Annotated in this window: 25 protein-coding genes and 1 pseudogene; 9 read left to right on the forward strand and 17 right to left on the reverse strand. The window is 72.2% G+C overall.

The genetic code is table 11. From position 1 onward, the window contains the following. Positions 1-8: 8 nt before the first annotated feature. The 3 genes from ACFWPT_RS26605 to ACFWPT_RS26615 all read right to left on the reverse strand — a co-directional run bounded on the left by ACFWPT_RS26605 (position 9) and on the right by ACFWPT_RS26615 (position 2780). Positions 9-1775: a hypothetical protein gene (locus ACFWPT_RS26605; protein WP_380376104.1), complete on the reverse strand. Its 1767-nt coding sequence runs from the start codon at positions 1773-1775 to the stop codon at positions 9-11. 183 nt (positions 1776-1958) lie between these two features. Continuing rightward, a complete protein-coding gene (locus ACFWPT_RS26610; RefSeq protein WP_380484775.1) occupies positions 1959-2270 on the reverse strand; it encodes a hypothetical protein in 312 nt (103 codons plus the stop codon). A gap of 195 nt (positions 2271-2465) precedes the next feature. Then, entirely contained in the window at positions 2466-2780 is a 315-nt protein-coding gene (locus ACFWPT_RS26615) for a hypothetical protein (RefSeq protein WP_380484777.1), read from the reverse strand. A 174-nt stretch (positions 2781-2954) separates the two neighbouring features. On the opposite strand from ACFWPT_RS26615, the gene ACFWPT_RS26620 reads away from it, so the two are divergent. After that, positions 2955-3950, forward strand: coding sequence for a helix-turn-helix transcriptional regulator (locus tag ACFWPT_RS26620; protein ID WP_063352933.1), 996 nt, complete (start codon positions 2955-2957; stop codon positions 3948-3950). A gap of 132 nt (positions 3951-4082) precedes the next feature. On the opposite strand, the gene ACFWPT_RS26625 is transcribed toward ACFWPT_RS26620, so the two are convergent. After that, on the reverse strand, positions 4083-4532 hold the full coding sequence (locus tag ACFWPT_RS26625) for a hypothetical protein (protein WP_159398753.1): 450 nt from the start codon (positions 4530-4532) through the stop codon (positions 4083-4085). 512 nt (positions 4533-5044) lie between these two features. Between ACFWPT_RS26625 and ACFWPT_RS26630 the strand changes: the two genes are divergently transcribed. Next, positions 5045-6682 (forward strand): alkaline phosphatase D family protein, encoded by a 1638-nt coding sequence (locus ACFWPT_RS26630; protein WP_380376111.1) that lies wholly within the window; start codon positions 5045-5047, stop codon positions 6680-6682. 137 nt (positions 6683-6819) lie between these two features. On the opposite strand, the gene ACFWPT_RS26635 is transcribed toward ACFWPT_RS26630, so the two are convergent. Beyond that, the gene (locus tag ACFWPT_RS26635; protein ID WP_380484779.1) at positions 6820-7644 is read right to left on the reverse strand and encodes a S41 family peptidase; all 825 of its coding nucleotides are present in this window, start codon (positions 7642-7644) and stop codon (positions 6820-6822) included. A 445-nt stretch (positions 7645-8089) separates the two neighbouring features. On the opposite strand from ACFWPT_RS26635, the gene ACFWPT_RS26640 reads away from it, so the two are divergent. Then, entirely contained in the window at positions 8090-8275 is a 186-nt protein-coding gene (locus ACFWPT_RS26640; RefSeq protein ID WP_380484781.1) for a hypothetical protein, read from the forward strand. A 103-nt stretch (positions 8276-8378) separates the two neighbouring features. On the opposite strand, the gene ACFWPT_RS26645 is transcribed toward ACFWPT_RS26640, so the two are convergent. The 4 genes from ACFWPT_RS26645 to ACFWPT_RS26660 are packed head-to-tail and all read right to left on the reverse strand — an operon-like array spanning position 8379 to position 10068. Further along, positions 8379-8846, reverse strand: a complete 468-nt coding sequence (locus tag ACFWPT_RS26645) for an NUDIX hydrolase (RefSeq protein WP_380484783.1) — start codon at positions 8844-8846, stop codon at positions 8379-8381. Further along, the gene (locus ACFWPT_RS26650; protein WP_380376115.1) at positions 8833-9015 is read right to left on the reverse strand and encodes a hypothetical protein; all 183 of its coding nucleotides are present in this window, start codon (positions 9013-9015) and stop codon (positions 8833-8835) included. The genes ACFWPT_RS26645 and ACFWPT_RS26650 overlap by 14 nt, the downstream gene beginning before the upstream one ends. A 35-nt stretch (positions 9016-9050) precedes the next feature. Beyond that, entirely contained in the window at positions 9051-9248 is a 198-nt protein-coding gene (locus ACFWPT_RS26655; RefSeq protein WP_380376117.1) for a DUF397 domain-containing protein, read from the reverse strand. After that, positions 9241-10068 carry a helix-turn-helix domain-containing protein gene (locus tag ACFWPT_RS26660; protein ID WP_380376119.1) on the reverse strand — a complete coding sequence of 276 codons (828 nt, stop codon included), beginning with the start codon at positions 10066-10068 and terminating at the stop codon, positions 9241-9243. Before ACFWPT_RS26660 ends, ACFWPT_RS26655 begins: the two co-directional genes overlap by 8 nt. A gap of 144 nt (positions 10069-10212) precedes the next feature. On the opposite strand from ACFWPT_RS26660, the gene ACFWPT_RS26665 reads away from it, so the two are divergent. Together ACFWPT_RS26665 and ACFWPT_RS26670 are read left to right on the forward strand one after the other, a co-directional pair. Further along, positions 10213-10653, forward strand: coding sequence for an ATP-binding protein (locus ACFWPT_RS26665; RefSeq protein ID WP_380376121.1), 441 nt, complete (start codon positions 10213-10215; stop codon positions 10651-10653). Between the two features lie 13 nt (positions 10654-10666). Continuing rightward, positions 10667-11224: a hypothetical protein gene (locus ACFWPT_RS26670; protein ID WP_380484785.1), complete on the forward strand. Its 558-nt coding sequence runs from the start codon at positions 10667-10669 to the stop codon at positions 11222-11224. A gap of 306 nt (positions 11225-11530) precedes the next feature. Here ACFWPT_RS26670 and ACFWPT_RS26675 read toward each other — a convergent pair whose 3' ends face one another. The 6 genes from ACFWPT_RS26675 to ACFWPT_RS26700 form a co-directional block, all read right to left on the reverse strand. Then, positions 11531-12814, reverse strand: a complete 1284-nt coding sequence (locus tag ACFWPT_RS26675) for a sugar ABC transporter permease (RefSeq protein WP_380484787.1) — start codon at positions 12812-12814, stop codon at positions 11531-11533. After that, on the reverse strand, positions 12811-13596 hold the full coding sequence (locus ACFWPT_RS26680; protein ID WP_063352939.1) for an ATP-binding cassette domain-containing protein: 786 nt from the start codon (positions 13594-13596) through the stop codon (positions 12811-12813). Before ACFWPT_RS26680 ends, ACFWPT_RS26675 begins: the two co-directional genes overlap by 4 nt. Positions 13597-13669: 73 nt before the next feature. Beyond that, complete coding sequence (locus tag ACFWPT_RS26685) at positions 13670-14764, reverse strand: sugar ABC transporter substrate-binding protein (RefSeq protein WP_380484789.1); 1095 nt, start codon at positions 14762-14764, stop codon at positions 13670-13672. Between the two features lie 341 nt (positions 14765-15105). After that, positions 15106-15480, reverse strand: a complete 375-nt coding sequence (locus tag ACFWPT_RS26690) for a hypothetical protein (RefSeq protein WP_063352941.1) — start codon at positions 15478-15480, stop codon at positions 15106-15108. Between the two features lie 161 nt (positions 15481-15641). Continuing rightward, the gene (locus ACFWPT_RS26695) at positions 15642-16538 is read right to left on the reverse strand and encodes a neutral zinc metallopeptidase (RefSeq protein ID WP_380484791.1); all 897 of its coding nucleotides are present in this window, start codon (positions 16536-16538) and stop codon (positions 15642-15644) included. A 248-nt stretch (positions 16539-16786) separates the two neighbouring features. Continuing rightward, positions 16787-17689 (reverse strand): EamA family transporter, encoded by a 903-nt coding sequence (locus ACFWPT_RS26700; RefSeq protein ID WP_380484793.1) that lies wholly within the window; start codon positions 17687-17689, stop codon positions 16787-16789. A 48-nt stretch (positions 17690-17737) separates the two neighbouring features. Here ACFWPT_RS26700 and ACFWPT_RS26705 point away from each other — a divergent pair, with 48 nt between their 5' ends. Then, positions 17738-18331: a MarR family winged helix-turn-helix transcriptional regulator gene (locus ACFWPT_RS26705; protein ID WP_380484795.1), complete on the forward strand. Its 594-nt coding sequence runs from the start codon at positions 17738-17740 to the stop codon at positions 18329-18331. 38 nt (positions 18332-18369) lie between these two features. Here the strand turns inward: ACFWPT_RS26705 and ACFWPT_RS26710 are convergent. Further along, a pseudogene (locus ACFWPT_RS26710) lies at positions 18370-18621 on the reverse strand (zinc ribbon domain-containing protein); the annotation flags it as partial. A gap of 171 nt (positions 18622-18792) precedes the next feature. On the opposite strand from ACFWPT_RS26710, the gene ACFWPT_RS26715 reads away from it, so the two are divergent. After that, the gene (locus tag ACFWPT_RS26715) at positions 18793-19314 is read left to right on the forward strand and encodes a DUF6328 family protein (protein ID WP_380484797.1); all 522 of its coding nucleotides are present in this window, start codon (positions 18793-18795) and stop codon (positions 19312-19314) included. A gap of 85 nt (positions 19315-19399) precedes the next feature. On the opposite strand, the gene ACFWPT_RS26720 is transcribed toward ACFWPT_RS26715, so the two are convergent. After that, positions 19400-20056 carry a carboxymuconolactone decarboxylase family protein gene (locus tag ACFWPT_RS26720; RefSeq protein WP_380484799.1) on the reverse strand — a complete coding sequence of 219 codons (657 nt, stop codon included), beginning with the start codon at positions 20054-20056 and terminating at the stop codon, positions 19400-19402. A gap of 173 nt (positions 20057-20229) precedes the next feature. Between ACFWPT_RS26720 and ACFWPT_RS26725 the strand changes: the two genes are divergently transcribed. Beyond that, complete coding sequence (locus tag ACFWPT_RS26725; RefSeq protein ID WP_380484801.1) at positions 20230-20877, forward strand: AAA family ATPase; 648 nt, start codon at positions 20230-20232, stop codon at positions 20875-20877. Between the two features lie 61 nt (positions 20878-20938). Then, entirely contained in the window at positions 20939-21481 is a 543-nt protein-coding gene (locus ACFWPT_RS26730) for an AAA family ATPase (protein ID WP_380484803.1), read from the forward strand. Positions 21482-21601: the final 120 nt, after the last annotated feature.

The following is a 21601-nucleotide window of genomic DNA, read 5'->3' on the forward strand; positions in this document are numbered from 1 at the left end:
TGGGCGCGTCAGGCGACGGTGGGGAGCTTGGCGGTCAGCGCGGTCGGGACCTTCACCACGTCGGCGGCGTTGTAGGAGCCGGGCGCGGCCGCCTTCTTGCCGCCGCCGTTGACGACCTGCCAGACGGTGGGGCCGTCGGAGGACTGCAGCAGGGTGCCGTCGGCCGGGGCGCTCTTGGCGGCGGCCGCCTGCTCCCAGCTGCCGGGGGCGCCGCGCAGCGGCAGCTTGTCGTAGCCGTAGCCGGTGAAGTCGGCGTAGGTGAGCGGGACGGCCAGGCCGCCGGCCATCACGTAGACGGTGGAGTCGGTGCCGGCGGCGTTGGTGATCAGGGTGCCGTTGGCGAGCGGGCGGGCGACCTCAGCGGCCTCCCATGCCTCCGGGACGCCCAGGACCGGCTGGTTGGCGTAGGTGGTGGTGAACTCGGCGCTGGTCATCGGCAGCGCGGAGTTGTTGACCATCACGTAGATCGACGGGTCGGTGCCGGCCTGGCCCTTGATCAGGGTGCCGTCCGGGACGGTCTTCCTGGCCGTGGTGTTGAGCCACTCGCCGGGCACGCCCATCAGGGACTGGAGGTTGTAGCCGTCGGCGGTCCACTCGGCGGCGGAGATGGGCAGGGCGGCGCCGCCGACGACGACGTAGCGGCTGGGGTCGGTGCCGGACTGGTCCATCAGGACGGTGCCGTTGGGCATGGGCTTGGCGATGGCGGCCTTCAGCCAGTCGCTGGGCACGCCCATCAGGGACTGGGTGTTGTAGCCGTCGGCGGTCCACTCGGCGGCGGAGATGTGCATGGCGGTGCCGTTGACGACGACGTAGCGGCCGGCGTCGGTGCCGGACTGGTCCATCACGACGAGTCCGGTGGCCGGGCCGGTGTTGATCGCGCCCTGCAGCCAGCTGGACGGGACGCCCATGTCGGCGCGGGTGTTGTAGCCGTCGGCGGTCCAGTCCGAGCCGGAGATGACCAGCGCCGCGCCGCCGACCACGACGTAGCGGGAGGAGCCGCCGGCCTGGTCGTGGACCACGGTGCCGGGCGGCGGCACGGTGGGCAGGGCGTTGAAGGCGCCGTCGTCGACCTGGACGATCTTGCTCAGGTCGTAGCCGTCGGGGGCGACGTCGGAGCCGGCGACCGGCAGGCCCGCGCCGTTGATGATGACCTTGACCGAGGCGCCGTTCGGGGACTTGACCAGGGTGCCGGAGGGCAGCGAGGACGGGGAGGTGCTGACGTCCTCGACGACGTTCTTGTAGCGCCGCGCCTTGTAGTCGCCGTTGGGGTGCGAGTCGAACTTCGCGGCGTTGATGGAGGCGCCGGTGATGTGCTTCACCGGGGTGGAGCCGAAGGAGTAGTAGGAGAAGGTGGTGTGGCCGGGGTCGTCCCACTTCTCGAAGAGCAGGACGTGGTCGTAGAAGCTGTTGAGGACGTCCCCGGGGCGCAGGTCGCTGCGCGGGATCTCGTAGCTCTCGTCGGTGGCGATGGACTGGGTGGTGGCGCTGTAGCCCAGGTGCCAGGCCATGGAGACGTAACCGGAGCAGTCCTTGCGGTAGTAGCGGCCGCTGGAGTCCGGGAAGGTCGCGCCCTGGTTGTAGGTGAGGCCCGGGTTCTGGTTGAACCAGTACTGGGCGCGGGAGAGGATCTCCGACCGGGTGATCTGGCCGCCGACGGTGGACGAGGCGGCGGCGTGGGCCGCGGTGGTGGTGACGGCCGTGGCGGCTATCGCGCCGGAGGCGGCGATGGAGGCGGCGAGGGTGATGCGGGCGAGCTTGGAGAGCGCGGAGGGCATGACGACACGTCCTGACGGTGTGAGAGCGGCGGTGGGCGCCCGGTGCGGGCGCGGGAAGTCGAGGGGCGTGGCCCGGAGGGAGGCGGACGGCTGCCCTGCAGGAGCAGCGGTCGGGTGGCCTCGGGCGGCACGGGGCGGGTCAGTCCCGGATGGTGTTCACGGAAGTGGCCGGCGTGGGTCGGGTCAGTCCCAGATGGTGTTGGCCGGGGTGACGGTGACCGGCGCGGGGGTGGTGACCGGCGCGGGGCCGTCCCAGATGGTGTTCGCCGTCGCGGCGGCCGGGGCGGGGGTGGGGCCGTCCCAGATGGTGTTCGCCGTCGTGGCGGCCGGGGCGGGGGTGGGGCCGTCCCAGATGGTGTTCGCCGTCGTGGCGGCCGGGGCGGGGGTGGGGCCGTCCCAGATGGTGTTGGCCGAGGCCTGGCCGGCGATCGGCAGGACGGCGGCGAGGGCGAGGGTGGCGACCGCGGCGGCCTTGGCGAGCGGGGTGCGAAGCATGGGGGTGGACCTCTTTCGAGAACTGGGCGGGTGACGGTGGGTCCGGTGTCGCGTCCCGCGGTAGACGCTCGGCCGGTTTGCCTCCGGGCGGTGGGCCCTGCTGGCGAGTACTAGCTTCGTCGCAGTTCAGGGCGGGTGGAAGGGCTCTCCGGTGGACGGAAGCGGCAGCGTCCGGATCCGTCCAGCCGGGCCGGATCAGTCCAGCAGGCGCTCGTAGAACGGCGCGACGAGCGGGGCGCCGACGCGGGTGAGCGTCCAGCCGTGCAGCGCGGGGACGGTCTCGACGGCGCGCCGGCAGAACGTGTCGACGACGGTCTCGGCGGCGCTCAGCCGGCCGGCGACCAGGTAGACGCCGAGGACGGCGCCGGGGCCGGCGCCCTCGTGCACGGCGACGTGTTCGATGCGCTCCTGGGGCCGCGCGCTCGCCAGCAGCGCCCCGGCGGTGTCGGGCGCGAGCGCCGCTGCCGGGGCCGGGGCCGGGGCCTGGATCTCGGCGTGAATCAGGTACATGGAACGGACTCTGCCGAACCGTCGACATCCCGGCATAGAGGATCAACCTGGACGGTTCCGGCGGTGTCCGGAACCGTCCAAGGGCCCTTGCTGGCCCCCTCTCGCACTCGCGTGCGATGATCGCGTACGCAGCGATTGGCGATTCAGGCCTTACACACCGGGGGGTAACGAGGCATGCTGACCGCACTCGGGCTGGATGCCGTGTCAGAGAGCGTCTACCGCAGCATGCTCGCGCATCCCGGCGACGGGGTGCGGGCGCTGGCGGAGCGGCTCGGGCGCAGCGAGGAGGAGGTCCGGCGCTGTCTGGACCTGCTGAGCGAGCTGGCGCTGATCCGGCCCTCCTACGAGCGGGAGGGCGAGCTGCGTGCGGTGTCGCCGCAGGTCGGCATGGAGTTGCTGATGGCTCGTCAGCAGGCTGATCTGGCGGCGCAGCAGCTGCGGATCGAGGCGTCCCGGGCGGCGGCTGCGCAGTTGATCGCGGAGTACGCGGATCTGCGGCCGGCCGCCTCGCACGCGGGGGTGGAGCAGTTGGTGGGCCTGGACCAGATCCGGGACCGGATCGCTTCGCTGGCCCGTGGTCTGACGGCGGAGATCATGACGTTCGCGCCGGGTGGCGGGCATTCTCCGGAGAGCATCGAGGCGTCCCGGCCGCATGACCGGGATCTGCTGGGCCGGGGGGTGCGGATGCGGACGGTGTACCTGGACAGTGTGCGCAACAGCCAGCCGACGGTGGCGTATGTGGGCTGGTTGGCGGAGCTGGGCGGGGAGGTGCGGACGGCGCCGGAGCTGCCGACCCGGATGATCATCTTCGATCGGGCGACGGCGCTGATCCCGGTCAGCGGGGAGGACACCCGGGCGGGGGCGGTCGTGCTGACCGGTCACGGGACGCTGGTGGCACTGTGTGCGCTGTTCGAGCACGTGTGGGGCCAGGCGCGGGAGTTGGGGCCGTCGGCGGTGCGGGACGAGGGCGGGCTCAGTGCGCCGGAGGCGACGGTGGTGCGGTTGCTGGCGCAGGGGCTGACGGACGAGGCGATCGCCAAGCGGCTGGGGGTGTCGTCGCGGACGGCGCGGCGGGTGGCGACGGATCTGATGGAGCGGCTGGGTGCGCGCAGTCGTTTCGAGTTCGGGATGCGGGCGGTGCAGAACGGCTGGCTGCCGCAGCAGTTGTAGGGCCGGCGTTCGCGCGGGTGGCCGTGGCGGGAGCCGGGCGGCTGGTGCGGGTGCGGGTGTGGGTCCGCCCGCCGCCCCCGGGTCGCGGGGGCGGCGGGCGGCGGGCGGCGCCGGTGGTGTGGAGCGGGGCTGCTAGAACGGCGGGAGCGTGCCGAGCTTGACGTCGCCCGTGTAGTGCTTGCCGAGCGCGTCGAAGTCGTAGTACAGGTGCACGTCGTCGCCGACCAGGTAGAACCTCTGCGTGCCGTTGACGAACGGCGACAGGCCAAGGTGGAAGGTGATGCCCTCGGTCAGGCTGCCGGAGGCGCTGCCGACCTTGACCTTGCCGAGGAACGGCACGTTCGCGTACACCACGATGGACGCGGAGCGGGCGGTCGTGTCGAGGGTGAGCGTGGTCTCCAGCGGGCCGGTGACGTAGGTCCAGGTCTGCACGTCCGTGATGGCGGGCGTGACGTTCTGGACCACTGCGACCGGGGCCGGGGCCGGGGCGGCCGCCATGGCCGCCGTGCTGCCGAAGCCGACTGTCAGGACGGCGAGGCCGGCCACCACAACACCCGCACGACGTACAAAGCGGTTCTTCATGGTTCCCTCCCAGAGGTGTGAGCTGATGGGCGGGTCCCCCGGGGTGATTCCTATCAGTCAACTCGCTTGGGGTGCCAGCGTGTTGTACATCACGACCGCGCTCCGGCGTAAAAGTGGACCCACCCGTTCGGGTGGTTTTTCTTGACTTTGCCAGCGGCCCTGTGCAGTGCGGGGCGGCCCGGGTCGCGCGGCCCGTTCCGGGTACGGAGCAGCCGCCCCCTCGTGCGGGTTCGGGGTTTTGCCGGCCGACTGCGGGGCGGGTCCTGCGGGCGGGCCGGGGCCGGCGGCGGGCCCGGTCGGGGGCGGGACGGTCTGCGGTCGCGGGCCAAGTGGACCGGTTCGCGCGGGGGGCGCTACGCGCGTCCATTTCCGTCCACCCGGGGGGATTTGTCGGACCTTCACGGTTCCCCCATCAGATAATCACTCGGCTGCCGGAATTCCGACCCCTGGCGTACGGCGCGGTCCACTCGAATTCCTTCGCACACCGCCGAGCAGCGAAAGGCCTTCACCCCATGACCCGCCCTGCCGACCGCCCCTCCCCCGACCAGCAGCTGCGCGAGGCCGCCGCGCGGCTGGACCGGCGCCGCTTCCTCACCGTCACCTCGGCCGCCGCCGCGCTGGCGTTCACCGTCAACCTGCCGTCCGCGCACGCCGAGGACGCCGAGTTCGGACCGCGCGCCATCACCGGCAACCCGTTCACCCTCGGCGTGGCCTCCGGCGACCCGCTGCCCGGGGCCGTCGTGCTGTGGACCCGCCTGGCGCCGCGCCCCCTGGAGCCCGGCGCCGGGCTGCCGCCCGCCGGCTCGGTGCGGGTGGGCTGGGAGCTGGCCCGCGACGAGCGGTTCCGCAAGGTGGTGCGGCGCGGCAGCGCCCGCGCGCACGCCGAGTTCAACTACGCGGTGCACGTGGACGTCGACGGCCTCGACGCGGACCGGGTGTACTGGTACCGCTTCACCGTCGGCGCCTGGAGCAGCCCCGTGGGCCGCACCCGTACCGCGCCGGAGCGCGGGCGCCGGCTGGACGCCGTCCGCTTCGGGCTGGTGTCCTGCCAGGCCTACGAGGACGGCTACTTCACCGCCTACCGCCACCTGGCCGACGAGGACCTGGCCGCGGTGTTCCACGTCGGCGACTACATCTACGAGTACGGCATCGACGCGGCGGGCGGCGACCGCAAGTACACCGACCGCACCCTGCCGGCGCTGTTCAACCACGAGACCGCCACGCTGGAGGACTACCGGCTGCGCTACTCCCTCTACAAGAACGACCCCGACCTCCAGGCCGCGCACGCCGCCCACCCCTGGTACGTCACCTGGGACGACCACGAGGTGGAGAACAACTACGCGGCCGGCATCCCCGAGAAGGGCCAGGACCCGGCGCCGTTCATCGCCCGCCGCGCCGCCGCCTACCGCGCGTACTGGGAGAACATGCCGCTGCGGATGCCGCAGCCGCGCGGCACCGAGCTCACCCTCTACCGGCGTGTCCACTTCGGGCAGTTGGCGCAGTTCGACATCCTCGACACCCGCCAGTACCGCGACGACCAGGCCAACGGCGACGGCTGGCAGTACCCCACCCCGGAGTCCGAGGACCCGCGGCGCACCCTGATGGGCGCCGCCCAGGAACGCTGGTTCGCCGAGGGCCTGCACCGCTCCCGGGCGACCTGGAACGTCGTGCCGCAGCAGGTCGTCTTCTCCCGCCGCAAGAACACCACCGCCGAGCGCTCCAAGCTCTCCATGGACGCCTGGGACGGCTACCCGGCCGCCCGCGAGCGCTTCCTGACCGCCGTCGACCGGGCCGGGGTGGAGAACCTGGTGCTCCTGACCGGTGACGTCCACGTCGCCTACGCCCTGGACGTCAAGCGCGACTTCGACAAGCCGGACTCGCGCACCGTGGGCGTGGAGTTCGTCGGCACCTCGATCAGCAGCGACGGCGACGGCGAGGAGAAGCCGTCCAACTGGCAGAACCTGATGTCGGCCAACCCGCACATGAAGTTCTACGACGGACGGCGCGGCTACACCACGCTCACCCTGGACCGCCACCAGGTCCGCGCCGACTACCGCGCCGTCTCCCACATCACCCGCCCCGGCGGCACCGTCACCACCGCCGCCTCCTTCGTCACCCAGGCCGGCAACCCGGGCATCCACCCCGCCTGACCCGCCACCCCCAGGTCCCGCCGCTCACGGGGGCGGCGGGCCCCGGGGTGGCTGAGAGCCTTGAGCGTGACCGCGCCGCACCAGTTGCCTCGCATAGGCCCCCCGGCTGCTCAGGACTGAGCAGCCGGGGGACTCAACTACGCGCGAAGGTGTTCCAGTGCCTTCTCCAGCGCGTCCTCAGCGGCAACCGCCACGTCCGGCTCCACGCCAACGCCCTCCCAGTTGGTGCCGGTGACCGGGTTGATCGAGCGGGCCGCCGGCACGGTCACCGTCACATGCGGCGCAACAGGAATACGGGCCGTCGGGTGGGCGCCACCACGCGTCGTCTGCCCGACCAGCGTCGCCCGCTTGAGCACCTTCAGGTTGTACGACAGCTCCTCCCCACCGGAGAAAGTGAAGTCGCTGGTCAGCACCGCCACCGGCCGGTCCGAATAGCGCGGCGCGGCGAGGTGCCCGAGGGTCCAGTACTGGCGGGTGGAGTCGGTAGCCCGGTCGTAGATGTCGTTGAGGTGCACCTCGTCGTCAGCGAAGAAGTAGCTGCACCACAGCTGAACGCCCTCCGGTGAGCCGCCGCTGCACTGCCGCAGGTCGATGACCAACGCCTCGGTGGAAGCGACCAGTTGCATCGCGGCGGCGATCGCGGGACCGCCCACCCCGGCCGGGGGAATCATGCGCAGATCGAGGTAGCCGATGTTGCCGTCGAGTTGCTCTGCCCGCCGGATGCCGTAGTTCTTCTCCCGGGCGTACCGCTCGAACCGGGCCCGGGCGACGTCCTCCGGCTCCTCGTCCATCGACTGCGGCTCCTCGCTCCACAACAGCCGCAGGTGCTTGTCCGGACACACCCCCTGCAAGTCCTCCGTGACCCGCTCGCACAGCCCCCGCTCGTCCAGGCCCTCATAAGCGCCTTCCGCCAGCCGGTTCCGGATCGCCACTTCAATGGCCGCCGTCTTCTCGGGGAACACGTAACCAGCGGTGATCCGGGCGAGGGCGGTGTCGAGTATCGCTCCATGAGTGATCATTCGCGCGATCGTAGGGCACGGCCGACCCGATGCCCAGCGGTTTCTCAGCGAACTCCTCACCGTCACCCCCTCCCCCGGCCCCGCATCAAACCCGCCCTCACCCACTGCCGCACCCAAGCCCGAGCCCAAGCCGCCCACCCATGAGCAACACCCCACCGTGCGCAGGAAGTCGCCCCCGCCGACTTCCTGTGCAGCGCGGTCGGCTCGTCCAGGTCAGCCGGGCGCCACTCGCGGACATGCGAGTGGCGCCCGGGGCGGCCGGACCTCAGGGCCGCCATCCGCCGACACCCTCCACCTCCACTCGCCTCGGCACCACACACCACGAACCGAGAGCTCGATCAGCAGCGACCGCGACGGCGAGGAGCGGCCGTCCAACTGGCAGAACCTGATGCCGGCCAGCCCGCACAGAGAGTTCTACGATGGCCGCCGCGGCTGCACCACACTCACCCTGGAACGCCACCAGGTCCGCGCCGGCTGCCGGGCGCTCTCCCACATCACCCGCCCCGGCGGCACCATCACCACCGCGGCCTCCTTCGTCACCGAGGCCGGCAACCCGGGCATCCGCCCCGCCTGACCCGCCACCCCCCGGGTCCCGCCGCTCACGGGGGCGGCGGGCCCCGGGACGGCACCAACCGTTCCCGGGGCCGCCGGGTGGCCTCGCGCAGGACGGCCGGCGGCTAGCGCACCACGGGAGTCGCCCCGGAGCGCCAGTCGATGAGCCGCTTGCGGATGCTCGGCACCATCGGCAGCTCGTCCGTCCCAGCCGGGGTGAACCACGCCACCTCGTGGGACTCGTCGGACACCCGCAGCTCCCCGCCGACCGGACGTCCGAGGAGGCAGACGGAGAACTCCTGGCGGACTTCGCCGTCGTCATAGGCGAAGACATGGCCGGGGTCGGTGTAGGTGCCGACGATCCCGGTGATCTCGACATCGAGTCCGGTCTCCTCGCGCGTCTCGCGGATACCGCACCCGGCGATCGACTCACCGATGTCCATCCTGCCGCCGGGCAGGGCCCACATCCCGTTGTCGGTGCGGCGCTGGAGCAGGACGCGGCCCGCATCGTCGACCACGACGACGGACGCGGCCGGGACCAACGAGTTCGCCTCGGGAGCGTCCGGATCGTCCTCGTAATCACGCCTGGGCATGATCCACCGCCTCCACTGCCGAAATCGCCCACACGTCACGCCCTCGTGCCCACAAGTCCTCGACGTGACCGGCGAATCGATCGAACACGCCGTCGTCCTGGGCCCGCCTGAAGCGCATCATCGGGGCGTCGTGGCCGATCCTACCGGGCAGCATCGGCGTGACGATCATGTCGAAACGGGGCGACGAATGCAGAGGCCTCGGGTTCAGACTTCGCCGAACTCGCCGCTTCGGACAGCGGCAACGAACGAGTCCCAGCCCTCGGCCGAGAAGGCCAGCGTTGGGCCCTGGGGGTCCTTGGAGTCACGGACCCTGCCCGGGTGCGCATCGTCAACCTCTACGCAACCACCCCCGCCGTTGCTGTAGGTGCTCTTGCGCCACTTGGCGCCCGTTGGGTCATGCATGGTCCAGTTCCTTCCCTGTCTCCCGGATCACAGCCAAACTGTCCGGCTGGCTGAGCGCGTTGACCTGGAGTCGATCGTATCTATCGACCCATCGGGCCACCGTCTCGGCATCTTGTTCCAGGTATCCCCGTTGAAGCGTCTCCGTGTACCCGACCAAAGCACGATTGGGGAGGGTCAAGAGCGTGACGGGGTGGGACAGCGGCCGATCTTCGGCGAGGCGGTACGGAGAGATCTGGATGATCACATTCGGGTGATCACACAGGCTCTCCAGGTGAGAGAGCTGCATGGCCATAATCTCCCGACCGCCGATCGGTCGACGCAGGGCTCCCTCGTCCAGGACGACGTGGATCGTCGTGCCCCTGTCGAGCATGAGTTGACGTTGCGCCAGCAGGGCGAGCCTCTCGTCGGCTTGCTCCTGCGTCGCTTCCCCTCGGCGGACGATGCCTGCCTCGTAGGCCGCGCTGTAGTCCGGGTGTTGGAGTATGCCCGACACCATATCCGTGTCGAACAGTCTGACTGTGATCGCTTCGCGCTCCCGGCGAAGGTACTCGGAGAACCCCGGCAACAGAGCGCCGTTCTTCCAGCTCCACCACAGTCCCGTCAGGGCGCCACCGGCATCGAGGGCGGCGTCCACGCGTTCTACGAACTTTAAAGACGGCGCTTGTTTAGCTCGCTCCACGTTCGAGATGTAGACGTTGGAGTACCCGACTCGCACGCCGAGTTCGATCTGCGTCATCCCCTTGGCCTGGCGCGACCGGCTGATCTGAACAGCCAGGGCTTCCAACGGGGATGACGTTGGGTCAAGTGTGCGACGAACCAAGATCGCCTTCTTTAAAATCCGCTGGACTAGAGATTTGAAACTCTTTCGATCCTAGAGCAGGCTGAGCCATCCTGGTAGTCATTCGACTACTGACCGAAGTGGGCGCACTCCATTCGCATACGCCTTCCCTTGAGGTGCTTCGCCATGCTCAAAATCCGTACCGCTCCCCGCCCCCGCACGTTCGCGGCACGCCTGGACTCCCGCACGGAATCCACCCCCGTCGCAAGGCAGTTGCTGCGCGCCTACCTCGCCGCGCTCCCCACCGGCGACCGCTACTCCGACACCGCCGAACTCCTCCTCGGCGAGCTCTTCGCCAACGCCGTCCAGCACACCGACGCACCCGCCGACCGCCTCATCGAAGTCCGCTTCTCCCTCACCGGCGACCGCCTACGCCTCGAAGTCCACGACGCCGGCACCGGCCACCCCTCCCTCCGCACCCCCACACCCGAGGACGAGCACGGACGCGGCGTGCTCCTCGTCAACGAACTCGCCGAGAAGTGGGGCTGCTGCCCCCGCGCCGGCGGGGTCGGCAAGTTCGTCTGGGCCCTCATCGCCCCCGCGCCCGTCACCCTCCTCACCGTCTGAACAGGTGCCCACCATGCGACTCCCCCTCACCGCCCGCCACCTGTTCGACACCGGCTCCACCCCCGCCGACACCTACGCCACCCTCGCCCGCCACACCCGCCACCCCCTCCGATCCGCCCGCGCCGTCTGCACCGCCCTCGGCATCCCCGCCGCCGAAACCCAACGCCGCCTCAACGACTGCTACGACGCCCTGCTCGCCAGCCCCCGCCCCGGCTCCGAGGCCGACACCGGCGAACTCCTCGAAGCCCTCGGCGTCTTCGACATCCCCAAGCCTCTCGACGCCACCGAACTCGCCGTTGTCGACCTCTTCCTGGCCGCCATCGACGCCATGGGCGGCATCCGCGCCGGCCACCAGCACGGCCTGGCCCGCTGGTTCACCACCGGGAACCTCACCGCCGCTTACCTCTCCCTCGCGGCCGCCCGCCCCCGCCCCACCATCGGCGACCCCGCCCACTACTGGACCGCCCTCGTCACCGCCGGCGAACTCCTCGTCGCCGCCCCCACCCCCGACCCCCGCATCAAACCTGCCCTCACCCACTGCCGCACCCAAGCCCAAGCCACCCGCTCTTGAGCAACACCCGACCGTGCGCAGGAAGTCGGGCCCGCCGACTTCCTGCGCAGCGCGGTCGGCTCGACTGAGGTGACTGGCCGGTGCCCCCTCCACTCGTAAGTTCATGCGTCAACTCCCATTAATTGCCCAAAGGTTGATCGACCGCCACCCGCATCGAAAATGCCCGAACCCGATCCTTTGCCGCTTTCCGGCAAAGGATCGGGTTCGGGCGTGCTGTGGAGGTCTGGGACCTTCCACAGGGGCCCGGGCCCCGCGATGCGGCGGGGCGCCGGGCCGGGAGAGGGGGCCCGGGTCTTTCGGGCTTCGCTAGGTGCGGGCGGCGGTGGCGCGGGTGCGGCGGGAGAGGGAGTCCAGGACGACGGCGGCGAGCAGGACGGCGCCGGTGATCATGTACTGGATGGCCTGGGCGGCGTGGACCATGTCCAGGCCGGTGGTGATGGACTGGATCACCAGGATGCCCAGCAGCGCGGACCAGGTCTTGCCGCGGCCGCCGAAGAGGCTGGTGCCGCCGATGACGGCGGCGGCGATCGCGCTCATCAGGACGTTGCCGCCGCCCAGTTGCTTGTCGGCGGAGCCCTGCTGGGAGGCGTAGAACAGCCCGCCCAGGCCGGCCAGGAACGCGGACAGCATGAAGACGGAGATCCGCACCCGGGCCACGTTGACGCCGGCACGCCGGGCGGCCTCCACGCCGCCGCCGACCGCGAAGATCTGCCGCCCGTAGGAGGTGCGGCGCAGGACGAAGTCGGTGAGGACGACGACGCCCACCAGCACGACCAGGGGCAGCGGCAGGCCGCGGTCCTGGTTGAGGGCGTAGGCGGTGGCGAGGGTGAGCACGGCCAGGGCGCCGGTGCGGATGGCGGTGTCGGCGGTGGGGCGGGCGGTGAGGCCGGCGGCGGTGCGCCGGCGGGCGGTGCGCAGGTGGGCGAGCAGGTAGAGGGCGGGGGCGAGGACCGCCAGGGCCCAGGCGTAGGCGATGTCGCCGTCGCCGAGGAAGGTGGTGTCGAGGGTGGCGATGAGGCCGCCGTGGCGGTTGTTGACGGTGCCGAGGTCGCCCAGGACGTACTCCTGCAGGCCGCTCCAGGTGAGCATGCCGGCGAGGGTGACGACGAAGGCGGGGACGCCGACGCGGGCGAAGAAGAGGCCGTGCAGCAGGCCCATGACGGTGGCCGCGGCGAGGGCGGCGAGCACGGCGAGCCATTCGGCGATGCCCTGGCGCACGGCGAGGACGGCGGCGAGGGCGGCGCTGGCGCCGGCGACGGAGCCCAGGGAGAGGTCGATCTCGCCGAGGATGAGGACGAAGACGACGCCGACGGCGATGAGGCCGGGGCCGGCGATGAAGCGGGTGATGTTGGTGAGGTTGTCGGCCTGGAGGAAGTGGCCGGTGACGGACTGGAAGATGACGGCGATCAGGATGAGGCCGACGACGACGGGCAGGGAGCCGAGTTCGCCGGCGGCCAGGCGCCGGCGGGCGGCCTCCAGGTAGCCGGCGGGGCCGGCGGCCCGGGTGTGCAGGCGGGGGTCGGCACCGGGGGCCGCAGGCTCGGCGCCGGGGGCCGCGGGGGTGTCGGCGGGGGTGCTGGGCGTGGTCATGCGGCGTCCTCCTCCTCGGTGTGGCGGGCCTGGCGCCGGGCGTGGGCGTTGTCGGTGGCTCCGGTGATGGCGGAGACGATCTGCTCCTGGGTGGTGCCGGCGACGGGGAAGACGCCGTTGTTGCGGCCCAGGCGCAGGACGGCGACGGTGTCGGCGACGGCCCGCACGTCGGCCATGTTGTGGCTGACGAGGACGACGGCCAGGCCGCGTTCGCGCAGCCGCTCGACGAGGTCGAGGACCTGGGCGGTCTGTTCGACGCCGAGGGCGGCGGTGGGCTCGTCCAGGATGACGAGGGCTGGCTCGCCGACCAGGGCGCGGGCGATGGCGACGACCTGGCGCTGGCCGCCGGAGAGCGCGGCGACGGGGGTGCGCACGTCGGGGATGCGGATGGCGAGGGTGTCGAGGAGTTCGCGGGCGTGCTGCTCCATGGCGACCTCGTCCAGGAGCCCGTGGCGGCGTTTCTCGCGTCCGAGGAACAGGTTCGCGATGACGTCGAGGTTGTCGCACAGGGCGAGGTCCTGGTAGACGGTGGCGATGCCGAGGGCCTGGGCGTCCTGGGGGCGGGTCAGGCGCACGGGCTCGCCGTGCCAGGTGATGGTGCCCTCGTCGACGGGGTGAACACCGGCAATGGTCTTCACGAGGGTGGACTTGCCGGCGCCGTTGTCGCCGACGAGGGCGAGGACTTCGCCGGGGTGGACGTCGAGGCCGACATCGGTGAGGGCCTGGACGGCACCGAAGCGCTTGGAGACCGAGCGCAGCTGGAGGACGGGTGCGCCTGTCAAGTGAACCTTCTTCTGCGGTGGTGGACTTGGACCCGGGTCGAGCTGGGCGGCCGGGCGGGCTGGGCGGGCCGGGCTACTTGAGGCCGGCGGCGGCGCAGGCGGCGGCGTAGTCGGCGGTGCAGATGTCGGAGACCTTGTAGAGGCCGTCGGCGACGACGGTGGTGGCGATGTTGGCCTTGGTGACGACCTTGGCGTCCAGGAACTTGGCGGGGATGGCCTTGTCGGTGGCGCTGTCGACGGTGGCGGTGGCGACGGTCTTGACGTCCTTGCCCTTGAGGAGGGCGACGGCCAGTTCGGCGGCGGAGTCGGCGAGCGGGCGGTAGGCCTTGTAGATGGTGAAGGCCTGGTCGCCGTTGACGATGCGCTGGATGGCGTCGAGGCCGGCGTCCTGTCCGCCGACGGGGACCTTGATGCCGGCGCCCTGGAGCTGGGTGATGATGGCGCCGGCCATGCCGTCGTTGGCGGAGTAGACGGCCTGGAAGCCGTTCTTGCCGAGCTGGGTGACGGCGGCGCCGATCTTCTGGCCGGCGATGGTGGCGTCCCACTGGCCGGACTGCTCGTAGACGATCTTCTTGACCTTGGCGTCGAGGACCTTGTGGGCGCCGGTCTTGAAGTCGGCGGCGTTGGGGTCGGCCTCGTCGCCGTTGATCATGGCGACGTTGGCGTCGGCGGCCTGCGGGCCGAGGGCGTCGACGAGGGCCTGGCCCTGGAGTTCGCCGACCTTCTCGTTGTCGAAGGAGACGTAGGCGGCCACCGGTCCGGTGGCCAGGCGGTCGTAGGCGACGACCTTGACGCCCTTGGCGGCGGCCTCCTGGACCCAGCCCTGGGTGGACTTGGCGTTGTAGGGGTCCAGGATGATCACCTTCACGCCCTGGGCGAGGAGGGTGTCGAACTGCTGCTTCTGCTTGGCGGCGCTGCCCTCGGCGTTGTTGTAGAGGACCTTGCAGTCCGCGCACAGGGCGGCGACCTTGGCCTCGACGAAGGGGCGGTCGAAGGATTCGTAGCGGGTGGAGGAGGCGTTCTCGGGTAGGAGCAGCCCGATGGACTTGCCGTCTCCGGCGGCGGCCGCGTCCTTCTTGTCGCCGCCCGCCTTGCCGCAGGCGGCCATGGACAGGGCCAGTGAGATGCCGGTGGTGGCGATGAGGACGCGACGCAGTGCTGCGTTCATGGGGGTGCCTCTCCCTGACGTCGCCGCGGCTCTGCGGCGGGGTGGGGGGAGTTAAACCTGAACGCGTACATGACGTCAATAAGTAAATTCAGACTGCGGGCGATGCGCCTCTACTCGTTATCTTCATGAACACTGACGGGGAGTTGAAACCTGGAGGAAGCTCCAAATGACGGAACGGCGGCGCCCGTTGCGGGGCCCGCCGTTCAAGAGTCGATCAACCTGTCGAGGTGTCAGGGAGGTGGGGCGCCCGCCGCCCCCCGTGCGGCGGGCGCCCCCGTGCGCGGTGGTACCGGTGCGCGGTGGTACCGGTGCGTCAGGGGCAGTGCGTCGGGAACGACGCGTCAGGGGCGGTCGAGGGTGATCGAGTTGATCGGGCCCAGGTCGTACCAGACGCCGTTCTGCGCCGGGATGTCGTAGACGCAGCTGCCGCCGCCGGAGCCCTTGCACAGGTGGGCGTGGGCGCCGCCGGACTGGTTGTTGAGGACCCAGTGGTTGCCGTACTGGTTGCTCAGGTTGTGCGCGCCGTAGCTCCAGTACACCTCGCTCGGGGCCGAGGCCGGGTTCTGGTTCTGCGGGTAGACGCAGACCGCCCCGTACGGACAGCCCGCCCAGGAGCCGTCGGCGGCGCCGGCGCTGCCGGCGCCCAGGGTGGTCAGGGTGGTCAGGGCCGCGGTCGCGAGGGCGAGGGTGGCGACGGCGTGGGTGATCCTGCGCATGGATGGTTCTCCCTTGGCTGGTGGGCGGCCTGACGTGGGGTCCGGCCGGTGCTCAGCAGCCTAGGAACGCGGGCCCGGCGGCGGTCCCTGACATCTGACAGGGGCGCGCCGCCGCACTCCGGGAGCCGGCCCGCCGGCTCGCTGGGCTAGAGCTCGCGGGGCTAGAGCTTGCCGAAGGTGTCGCACTGGGCGAGGTCGCCGGTGCGGTAGCCGGTGGTGAACCAGGTCTTGCGCTGCTCGGAGGAGCCGTGGGTCCAGCCCTCCGGGTTGACCCGGCCGGTGGCCTGCTTCTGGATCCGGTCATCACCGACGGCCGCGGCCGCGTCCAGGCCCTGGGCGATGTCCTGGTCGGTGAGGGAGGCGATCAGCGGCCGCCCGGTGGAGGGCTGCGGGGTGGTGGTGGCGTGGTGCGCCCACACCCCGGCGTAGCAGTCGGCCTGGAGTTCCAGCTTCACGGAGGCGCTGTTGGCGCCCTGGCGGTCGCTGCCCACCTTCTGCATGGTGCCGAGGAGGTTCTGGATGTGGTGGCCGTACTCGTGGGCGACGACGTAGGACTCGGCGAAGGGCCCGCCCTTGGCGCCGAAGCGGGCCGAGAGCTCGTTGAAGAAGCCGAGGTCGAAGTAGGCCTTGCGGTCGCCGGGGCAGTAGAACGGGCCGACGGCGGAGGTCGCCGGGCCGCAGGCGGTGGAGACCTGACCGGTGAACAGCACCGTCTCGGCGTTGCGGTACGCGGCGCCCGTGCGCTTGGGCAGTTCGGCGCGCCAGAACTCCTGCACGCTGTTGGTGACCGCCACGATCCGGCAGTCCTGGCGCCGGTTGGCGTCCGCACCGGTCTTGCAGGCCTGCTGCACCTCGCCGGCGGTGTGCGCGCCGTTGGAGGTGGTGGAGCCGCCGCCGGAGGACAGGCCCAGCAGCTGGGGGTCCACGCCCAGGACGACCGCGAACAGCACGACGATCAGGCCCACCGCCCCGCCGCCGATGGCGACCTTCCCGCCCGGGATCCCGCGCCGGTCGTCCACCTGCGAGGTGTCGAGGTCGCCCTGGTCGTCGAACTGCATGCCCCTGCCCGCTTCTATCGTGTTTGTCAGTACTGGTGACGGTCTGTGCCGGTGACGGCCCGCCCAGCCTACGGGCAGCGGGCGCCGGCGCGGCGCAGCGGGGGCGCGGGCGGCAGGGGCCGGGCGGGGGCGGGGTCGGGCGGCGACTGCGGACGTGGCCGTGGCCGTGGCGATCGGGCACCGCTCCCCCGGGGCCGCGTGTGCCGTCCTGGATCACCATCCGACCCGGCCGATGGACTGACGGATCGTCAATTCCCGACGCGGGTACCGGATTCGGCCGCGAAGGAGAGCTCGGCAGGGCGGGCGGGCCCGCGGGGGTGGCCGAGCAGGACGCCGGCCAGGACCAGGGCCAGCCCGCACACCTGGCGCGTGCCGAGCCCCTCCCCCGCGAGGCCGGCGCCCAGCAGGACGCCGGCGAGCGGGTTGAGCAGGCCGAGCAGCCCGACCGTGCCGGCCGGCAGGTGGCGCAGGCCCGCGAACCAGAGGGCGAAGGCGAGGGCGGTGGCCACCAGGGCGACGTAGCCGAAGGCCGGGAGTGTGCGGGCGTCCATCGCCGGGGGCGCGCCCTCCGCGGCAACGGCCAGGGGCAGCAGCATCAGGCCGCCGGCGGTCAGCTGCCAGGAGGTGACGGCCAGTGGGTCCGCGCCCTCGCGCCAGCGGGCGGCCAGCACGTAGCCGACGCAGGAGACCAGCATCGCCGCCGCCGACGCCGCCAGCCCCGCCCCGCTGACCGCGCCGCCCACGCCGAGCAGCGTCAGCGCCACCCCGCCCAGGCCCACCACCGCGCCGACCAGGTGGGCGCGGTGCGGGCGCTGCCCGGCCAGTGCCCAGGCGGTGAGCAGCATCGCCAGCGGGGAGGCGGCCATGACGGTGGCGGCGGTGCTGGTGGGCAGCAGTTGGGAGGCGAGGTAGAGCAGGACGAAGAACACCGCGGTGTTGAGCAGTCCGAGCAGGGCGCTGCGCCACCACCAGGGCCCGTGCGGGCGGCGGCGGGACAGGGTGAGCAGGACCAGTCCGGCGGGCAGGGCGCGCAGGGCCGCGCCCCACAGGGGCCGGTCGGCGGGCAGGTAGGCGTGGGTGACGTAGTAGTTGGCGCCCCAGGCGAGTGGCGCGACCGCGGTCAGCAGGACCCACCGCAGATTGGCTTCCATGGAAGGCAATATACCTTCCCGGGAAGGTACTGGCGGTAGGATGGCCCCATGGAGCACCAGCAGCACCCCCGGACGCCCTCCCCGCCGGACGCGGACGCCGACCACGTGGCGCTGATCCAGGCCGCGTGGCGGCGCGAACGCCCCGACCTCGACGTCTCCCCGCTGGCCGTCATCGGCCGCCTGCACCGCCTCGCCGCCCGGCTGACTGGCGAACTCGCCCTGGTCTACTCCCGCTACGGCCTCGGCGAGGGCGACTTCGACGTCCTGGCCGCGCTGCGCCGGACCGGCGCCCCCTACGAACGGGCCCCCGGGGAACTCGCCGCCCACACCATGGTCACCACCGGCGCGATGACCAAGCGGATCGACCGCCTCGAACGCGCCGGACTCGTCACCCGCCGCCTCGCCGAGGGCGACCGGCGCGGGCGCGTCGTCGCCCTCACCGACGCCGGACTGCGGCTGATCGACGAGGCGTTCACCGCCCACCTGCGCAACGAGCACCGCCTGCTCGCCCTCCTGTCCCCCGAGGAGGCCGCCGCCCTGCAGACCCTCCTCACCGCCTGGCAGCACCGTCTGGACGGCACCGCGCCGGGCGGCACCGCACCGGGCGGCGGGCCAGCAGAATTTGACTGCTCCCCCTGCTGACGCCGGGGATTCCGGCTTCTGTCGGGTGGATTGGTGACTCAGGCCGCCTTCCGGGACGGCGTCCCGGCAGGTCTTCTGCCATCAGCGTCAGCCGGGTTCAGACCTGCCCGGTTGAGCATCACGTAAGCGGAGTTCTTGTCCCTGGGGGACACGGCTCCGCACGTGGTGCAGGTATAGGTGCGCAGTCCCAGCCGCAGTGCGTGCTTGGTTCTCGCATCGCAGTGCGCGCAGTCCATCGCAGCCGGTAGGTGTACCGGGTATGCCCGGTACACCCGTCCGTGTCCTGCGCCGTGATCGCCATGACCGGCAACATAGCCTGACGGTCTGACAAAGGTGCTTGGACCGGGGCGGTGGACACCGGCCCGGTGAGCGGCAAAACGGCCGCCCCCGACCCGCCACGCGGAAAACCGAGCTCCTCCCCGACCTGAAGGCCGGGGCATCCTCCGACATCAAGGTGACGCATGACCAGCACCCCGCCGCCGCCCCAGCCCGAACCCGGGCCGCCCGTCGCCCCGTCCCCGTCCGGCCCGGAGAGCCCGGGGGCCCGGGCCGACCGGCGGCTGGTGGAACTGCTGCAGGAGCTGCGGGTGCTGCAGACCGGCGTGCAGATCGTGTTCGCGTTCCTGCTCGGGGTCGCCTTCACCCCGCGCTTCGCCACCCTCACCGACGGCCAGCAGGACGTCTACGTCACCACCCTGCTGCTGGCCGTCATCTCCTCGGCCGTGTTCGCCACCCCGGTGGCGCTGCACCGCGGGCTGTTCCGCCACCCCGGCAAGGCGCGGATCGTCAAGGTCTCCGTCCACATCGCCCAGTTGGGCTTGGTGCTGCTGGCCTGCGCGCTCACCGGCGCCGTGCTGCTCGTCCTGGACGTCGTGCTCGGGACCGCCACGGCCCTGGCCATCACCTCCGTCGTCGCACTGATCTTCGCCGGGCTGTGGTTCGTCCTGCCCTGGGCGGTGCGCCGCCCGCTGCACGACGACTGAACCGGACGCGGCGGCCGAACCGCGGGCCGGTCCGCGGGCGCGCCGTGTGGTGAACTCCGGTTCCCCACACGGCGGTCGACGACGGTCAGCCCGCCGCCACGGGCGGGGTGAGCCAGTCGTCGAGGGGGACGCCGCAGCTGTTGACGATGCCCGCGACCAGCGCGTAGGCGCCGACGAGGGCGAGCAGTTCCAGCAGCTGCGGGGTGGAGTGGCGGGCGGCCAGCTCACGCCAGGTGGCCGGGGACAGCGCGCGGTCCCCGCACAGCTCGTCCACGGCCCGCAGCAGCGCCCGGTCGCCCTCGCTCCAGCCGGGGGCGTCCGGCCCGCCGAGAACGCGGGCGATCTCGGGCCCGGTCAGGCCGGCGGCGGCGCCGAGGCGGGCATGGTGGTGCCACTCGTAGGCACAGCCGGTGCGGTGGGCGGTGCGCAGGATCGCCAGTTCCCGTTCGCGGGGCGGGATCAGGCCCTGGGCGAGCTGGGTGAGCAGGGGCACCAGGGCGACCAGCAGGTCGGGGTGGTGGCCGATGGTCGCCAGGACGTTGAGCACCGGACGGCCCGCCAGCGGCCCGGCGCCGCCGGCGAGGACCTGCGCCGCGGGGCCCTCCAGGCGTCCGGCCAGGGCGGCGACCTCGGAGGCGGGCCGCGGCGCGAGCCTCGGGGCCGCGCCGGCGGGGCACGGGGCGCCGCGCGGCGTCTGAGGCCTGACGCCCGCTTCCGCCTCCCGCGACCCGCTTCCCGTCACCCGCGCCGCGCCGGGGGCGGGTGCGGCGCGGGTGACGGACGGGACCGGGCCGGGGCCGGCTGTCGGGCGCCGGGGGCCAGGCGGGGAAGGCCCACACCTCCCTCACCCCTCAGAGCCCGCCCGCCACCGAAACCGCTTACCGCCCCACCCCGCGCGGCGGGTACCGTGCCCGGATGCACAGCAACGGCACCAACGGCAGCGGGAGCGTCAACGGGGACGGCGACGGCAGCGCCCCCACCTGGGACGTCCTGCTGCTCGGCGGCGCCTCCGGCCTCGGCAAGAGTCGCGCCGCCGCCGAACTCGCCCGGCACAGCGGCGCGTTCGTGGTCGAGTTCGACGACGTCGTCGCCGCCCTGCACGCCGCCACCACCGCCGAGGGCCACCCCGGCCTGCACCACTTCGACGGCCTCGACGACCCCGACGCGCTGCCCGCCGACCGCGTCCTGGAACTGCAGATCGCCACCGCCCGCGCCCTGGACGACGCCCTGCTCGGCGTGGTGCGCAACCGCCTCACCGTCGACGTGCCCGCGATCGTCGAAGGCGACTACCTCACCCCGGCCGCCGCCGCCCGCGCCGCCGCCGAGGCCTCCGGGCAGGGCCGCGTCGTGCGCGCCGTGTTCCTGCACGAGGGCGACGCGGCCGGCATCAGCGCCAACTACGCCCGGCGGGAGCCCGACTGCGGCCCGCAGGAACGCCGCGCCGCCGTCAGCGCCCGCTACTCCCACTGGCTCGCCGACCAGGCCCGCACCCACCACCTGCCCGTCCTGGACTGCCGCCCCTACCCCACCCTCGCCGACCGCCTGCTCCGCGCCCTGGCCTGACCTGACCTGGCCTGACGTGGCCTGAGCTGACCTGGCCCGACCTGACGAAAGGGGTCCACAGGTGCTGATCGTGGTGAGCGGCGGGCCGGGCAGCGGGAAGACGACGCTGGCCCACGCGCTGGCGCAGTCCCTCGGCTGCCCGGCGGTGTGCCGGGACGAGCTGAAGGAGGGCCTGGTGCACGCGGGCACCCGGGCCGGGAACCCCGACGAGGCGGTGCGCGCGGCGTTCTTCGACGTCCTGGAGGTCCTGGTGCGCGCGGGGGTGAGCGTGGTGGCGGAGGCCGCGTTCCAGGACCGGCTGTGGCGGCCCGGCCTGACCCCGCTGGCCGAGCACGCCGAACTGCGGATCGTGCACTGCCGGGTGGACCCGGCAGTGGCCCGCGCCCGGATCCGGGCCCGCCTGACGACGCACCCGCGCCGCGCCGCGCACGCCGACCGCGCGCTCCTCGCCGCCCCGCCCGGCCCGGGCAACCTGCTGGACGACTTCACCCCGCCGTCCCTGCCGGTGCCGCACCTGCACGTGGACACCACCCACGGCTACCGGCCGCCGCTGGCGGACATCACCGCCTTCGCCACCGGTGCCGGTGCCGGCACCGGAACCTGACGGGCTGTCGAACTGCTCGGCCTAGTACTGCAACCGCATCTGGGCGTGACTGTGGGTGTAGGTGTTCGTTGTCTTGACTGTGTGCCTATGGGTTGACGGTTGAGCAGGTTGAGTCGTGGT

The sequence above is a fragment of the Kitasatospora sp. NPDC058478 genome, assembly GCF_042720345.1.
In the GTDB taxonomy this organism is placed as follows: Bacteria; Actinomycetota; Actinomycetes; order Streptomycetales; family Streptomycetaceae; genus Kitasatospora.

What these genes read in the sequence shown, in the direction of transcription:
- ACFWPT_RS26650 (WP_380376115.1), bottom strand. Translation starts at nt 9,015, where the DNA reads ATGATCGTCACGCCGATGCTGCCCGGTAGGATCGGCCACGACGCCCCG.
- ACFWPT_RS26625 (WP_159398753.1), bottom strand. Translation starts at nt 4,532, where the DNA reads ATGAAGAACCGCTTTGTACGTCGTGCGGGTGTTGTGGTGGCCGGCCTC.
- ACFWPT_RS26725 (WP_380484801.1), top strand. Translation starts at nt 20,230, where the DNA reads ATGCACAGCAACGGCACCAACGGCAGCGGGAGCGTCAACGGGGACGGC.
- ACFWPT_RS26640 (WP_380484781.1), top strand. Translation starts at nt 8,090, where the DNA reads ATGCCGGCCAGCCCGCACAGAGAGTTCTACGATGGCCGCCGCGGCTGC.
- ACFWPT_RS26690 (WP_063352941.1), bottom strand. Translation starts at nt 15,480, where the DNA reads ATGCGCAGGATCACCCACGCCGTCGCCACCCTCGCCCTCGCGACCGCG.
- ACFWPT_RS26695 (WP_380484791.1), bottom strand. Translation starts at nt 16,538, where the DNA reads ATGCAGTTCGACGACCAGGGCGACCTCGACACCTCGCAGGTGGACGAC.
- ACFWPT_RS26615 (WP_380484777.1), bottom strand. Translation starts at nt 2,780, where the DNA reads ATGTACCTGATTCACGCCGAGATCCAGGCCCCGGCCCCGGCCCCGGCA.
- ACFWPT_RS26700 (WP_380484793.1), bottom strand. Translation starts at nt 17,689, where the DNA reads ATGGAAGCCAATCTGCGGTGGGTCCTGCTGACCGCGGTCGCGCCACTC.
- ACFWPT_RS26675 (WP_380484787.1), bottom strand. Translation starts at nt 12,814, where the DNA reads ATGACCACGCCCAGCACCCCCGCCGACACCCCCGCGGCCCCCGGCGCC.
- ACFWPT_RS26620 (WP_063352933.1), top strand. Translation starts at nt 2,955, where the DNA reads ATGCTGACCGCACTCGGGCTGGATGCCGTGTCAGAGAGCGTCTACCGC.
- ACFWPT_RS26665 (WP_380376121.1), top strand. Translation starts at nt 10,213, where the DNA reads ATGCTCAAAATCCGTACCGCTCCCCGCCCCCGCACGTTCGCGGCACGC.
- ACFWPT_RS26705 (WP_380484795.1), top strand. Translation starts at nt 17,738, where the DNA reads ATGGAGCACCAGCAGCACCCCCGGACGCCCTCCCCGCCGGACGCGGAC.
- ACFWPT_RS26670 (WP_380484785.1), top strand. Translation starts at nt 10,667, where the DNA reads ATGCGACTCCCCCTCACCGCCCGCCACCTGTTCGACACCGGCTCCACC.
- ACFWPT_RS26685 (WP_380484789.1), bottom strand. Translation starts at nt 14,764, where the DNA reads ATGAACGCAGCACTGCGTCGCGTCCTCATCGCCACCACCGGCATCTCA.
- ACFWPT_RS26630 (WP_380376111.1), top strand. Translation starts at nt 5,045, where the DNA reads ATGACCCGCCCTGCCGACCGCCCCTCCCCCGACCAGCAGCTGCGCGAG.
- ACFWPT_RS26610 (WP_380484775.1), bottom strand. Translation starts at nt 2,270, where the DNA reads ATGCTTCGCACCCCGCTCGCCAAGGCCGCCGCGGTCGCCACCCTCGCC.
- ACFWPT_RS26655 (WP_380376117.1), bottom strand. Translation starts at nt 9,248, where the DNA reads ATGCATGACCCAACGGGCGCCAAGTGGCGCAAGAGCACCTACAGCAAC.
- ACFWPT_RS26605 (WP_380376104.1), bottom strand. Translation starts at nt 1,775, where the DNA reads ATGCCCTCCGCGCTCTCCAAGCTCGCCCGCATCACCCTCGCCGCCTCC.
- ACFWPT_RS26645 (WP_380484783.1), bottom strand. Translation starts at nt 8,846, where the DNA reads ATGCCCAGGCGTGATTACGAGGACGATCCGGACGCTCCCGAGGCGAAC.
- ACFWPT_RS26715 (WP_380484797.1), top strand. Translation starts at nt 18,793, where the DNA reads ATGACCAGCACCCCGCCGCCGCCCCAGCCCGAACCCGGGCCGCCCGTC.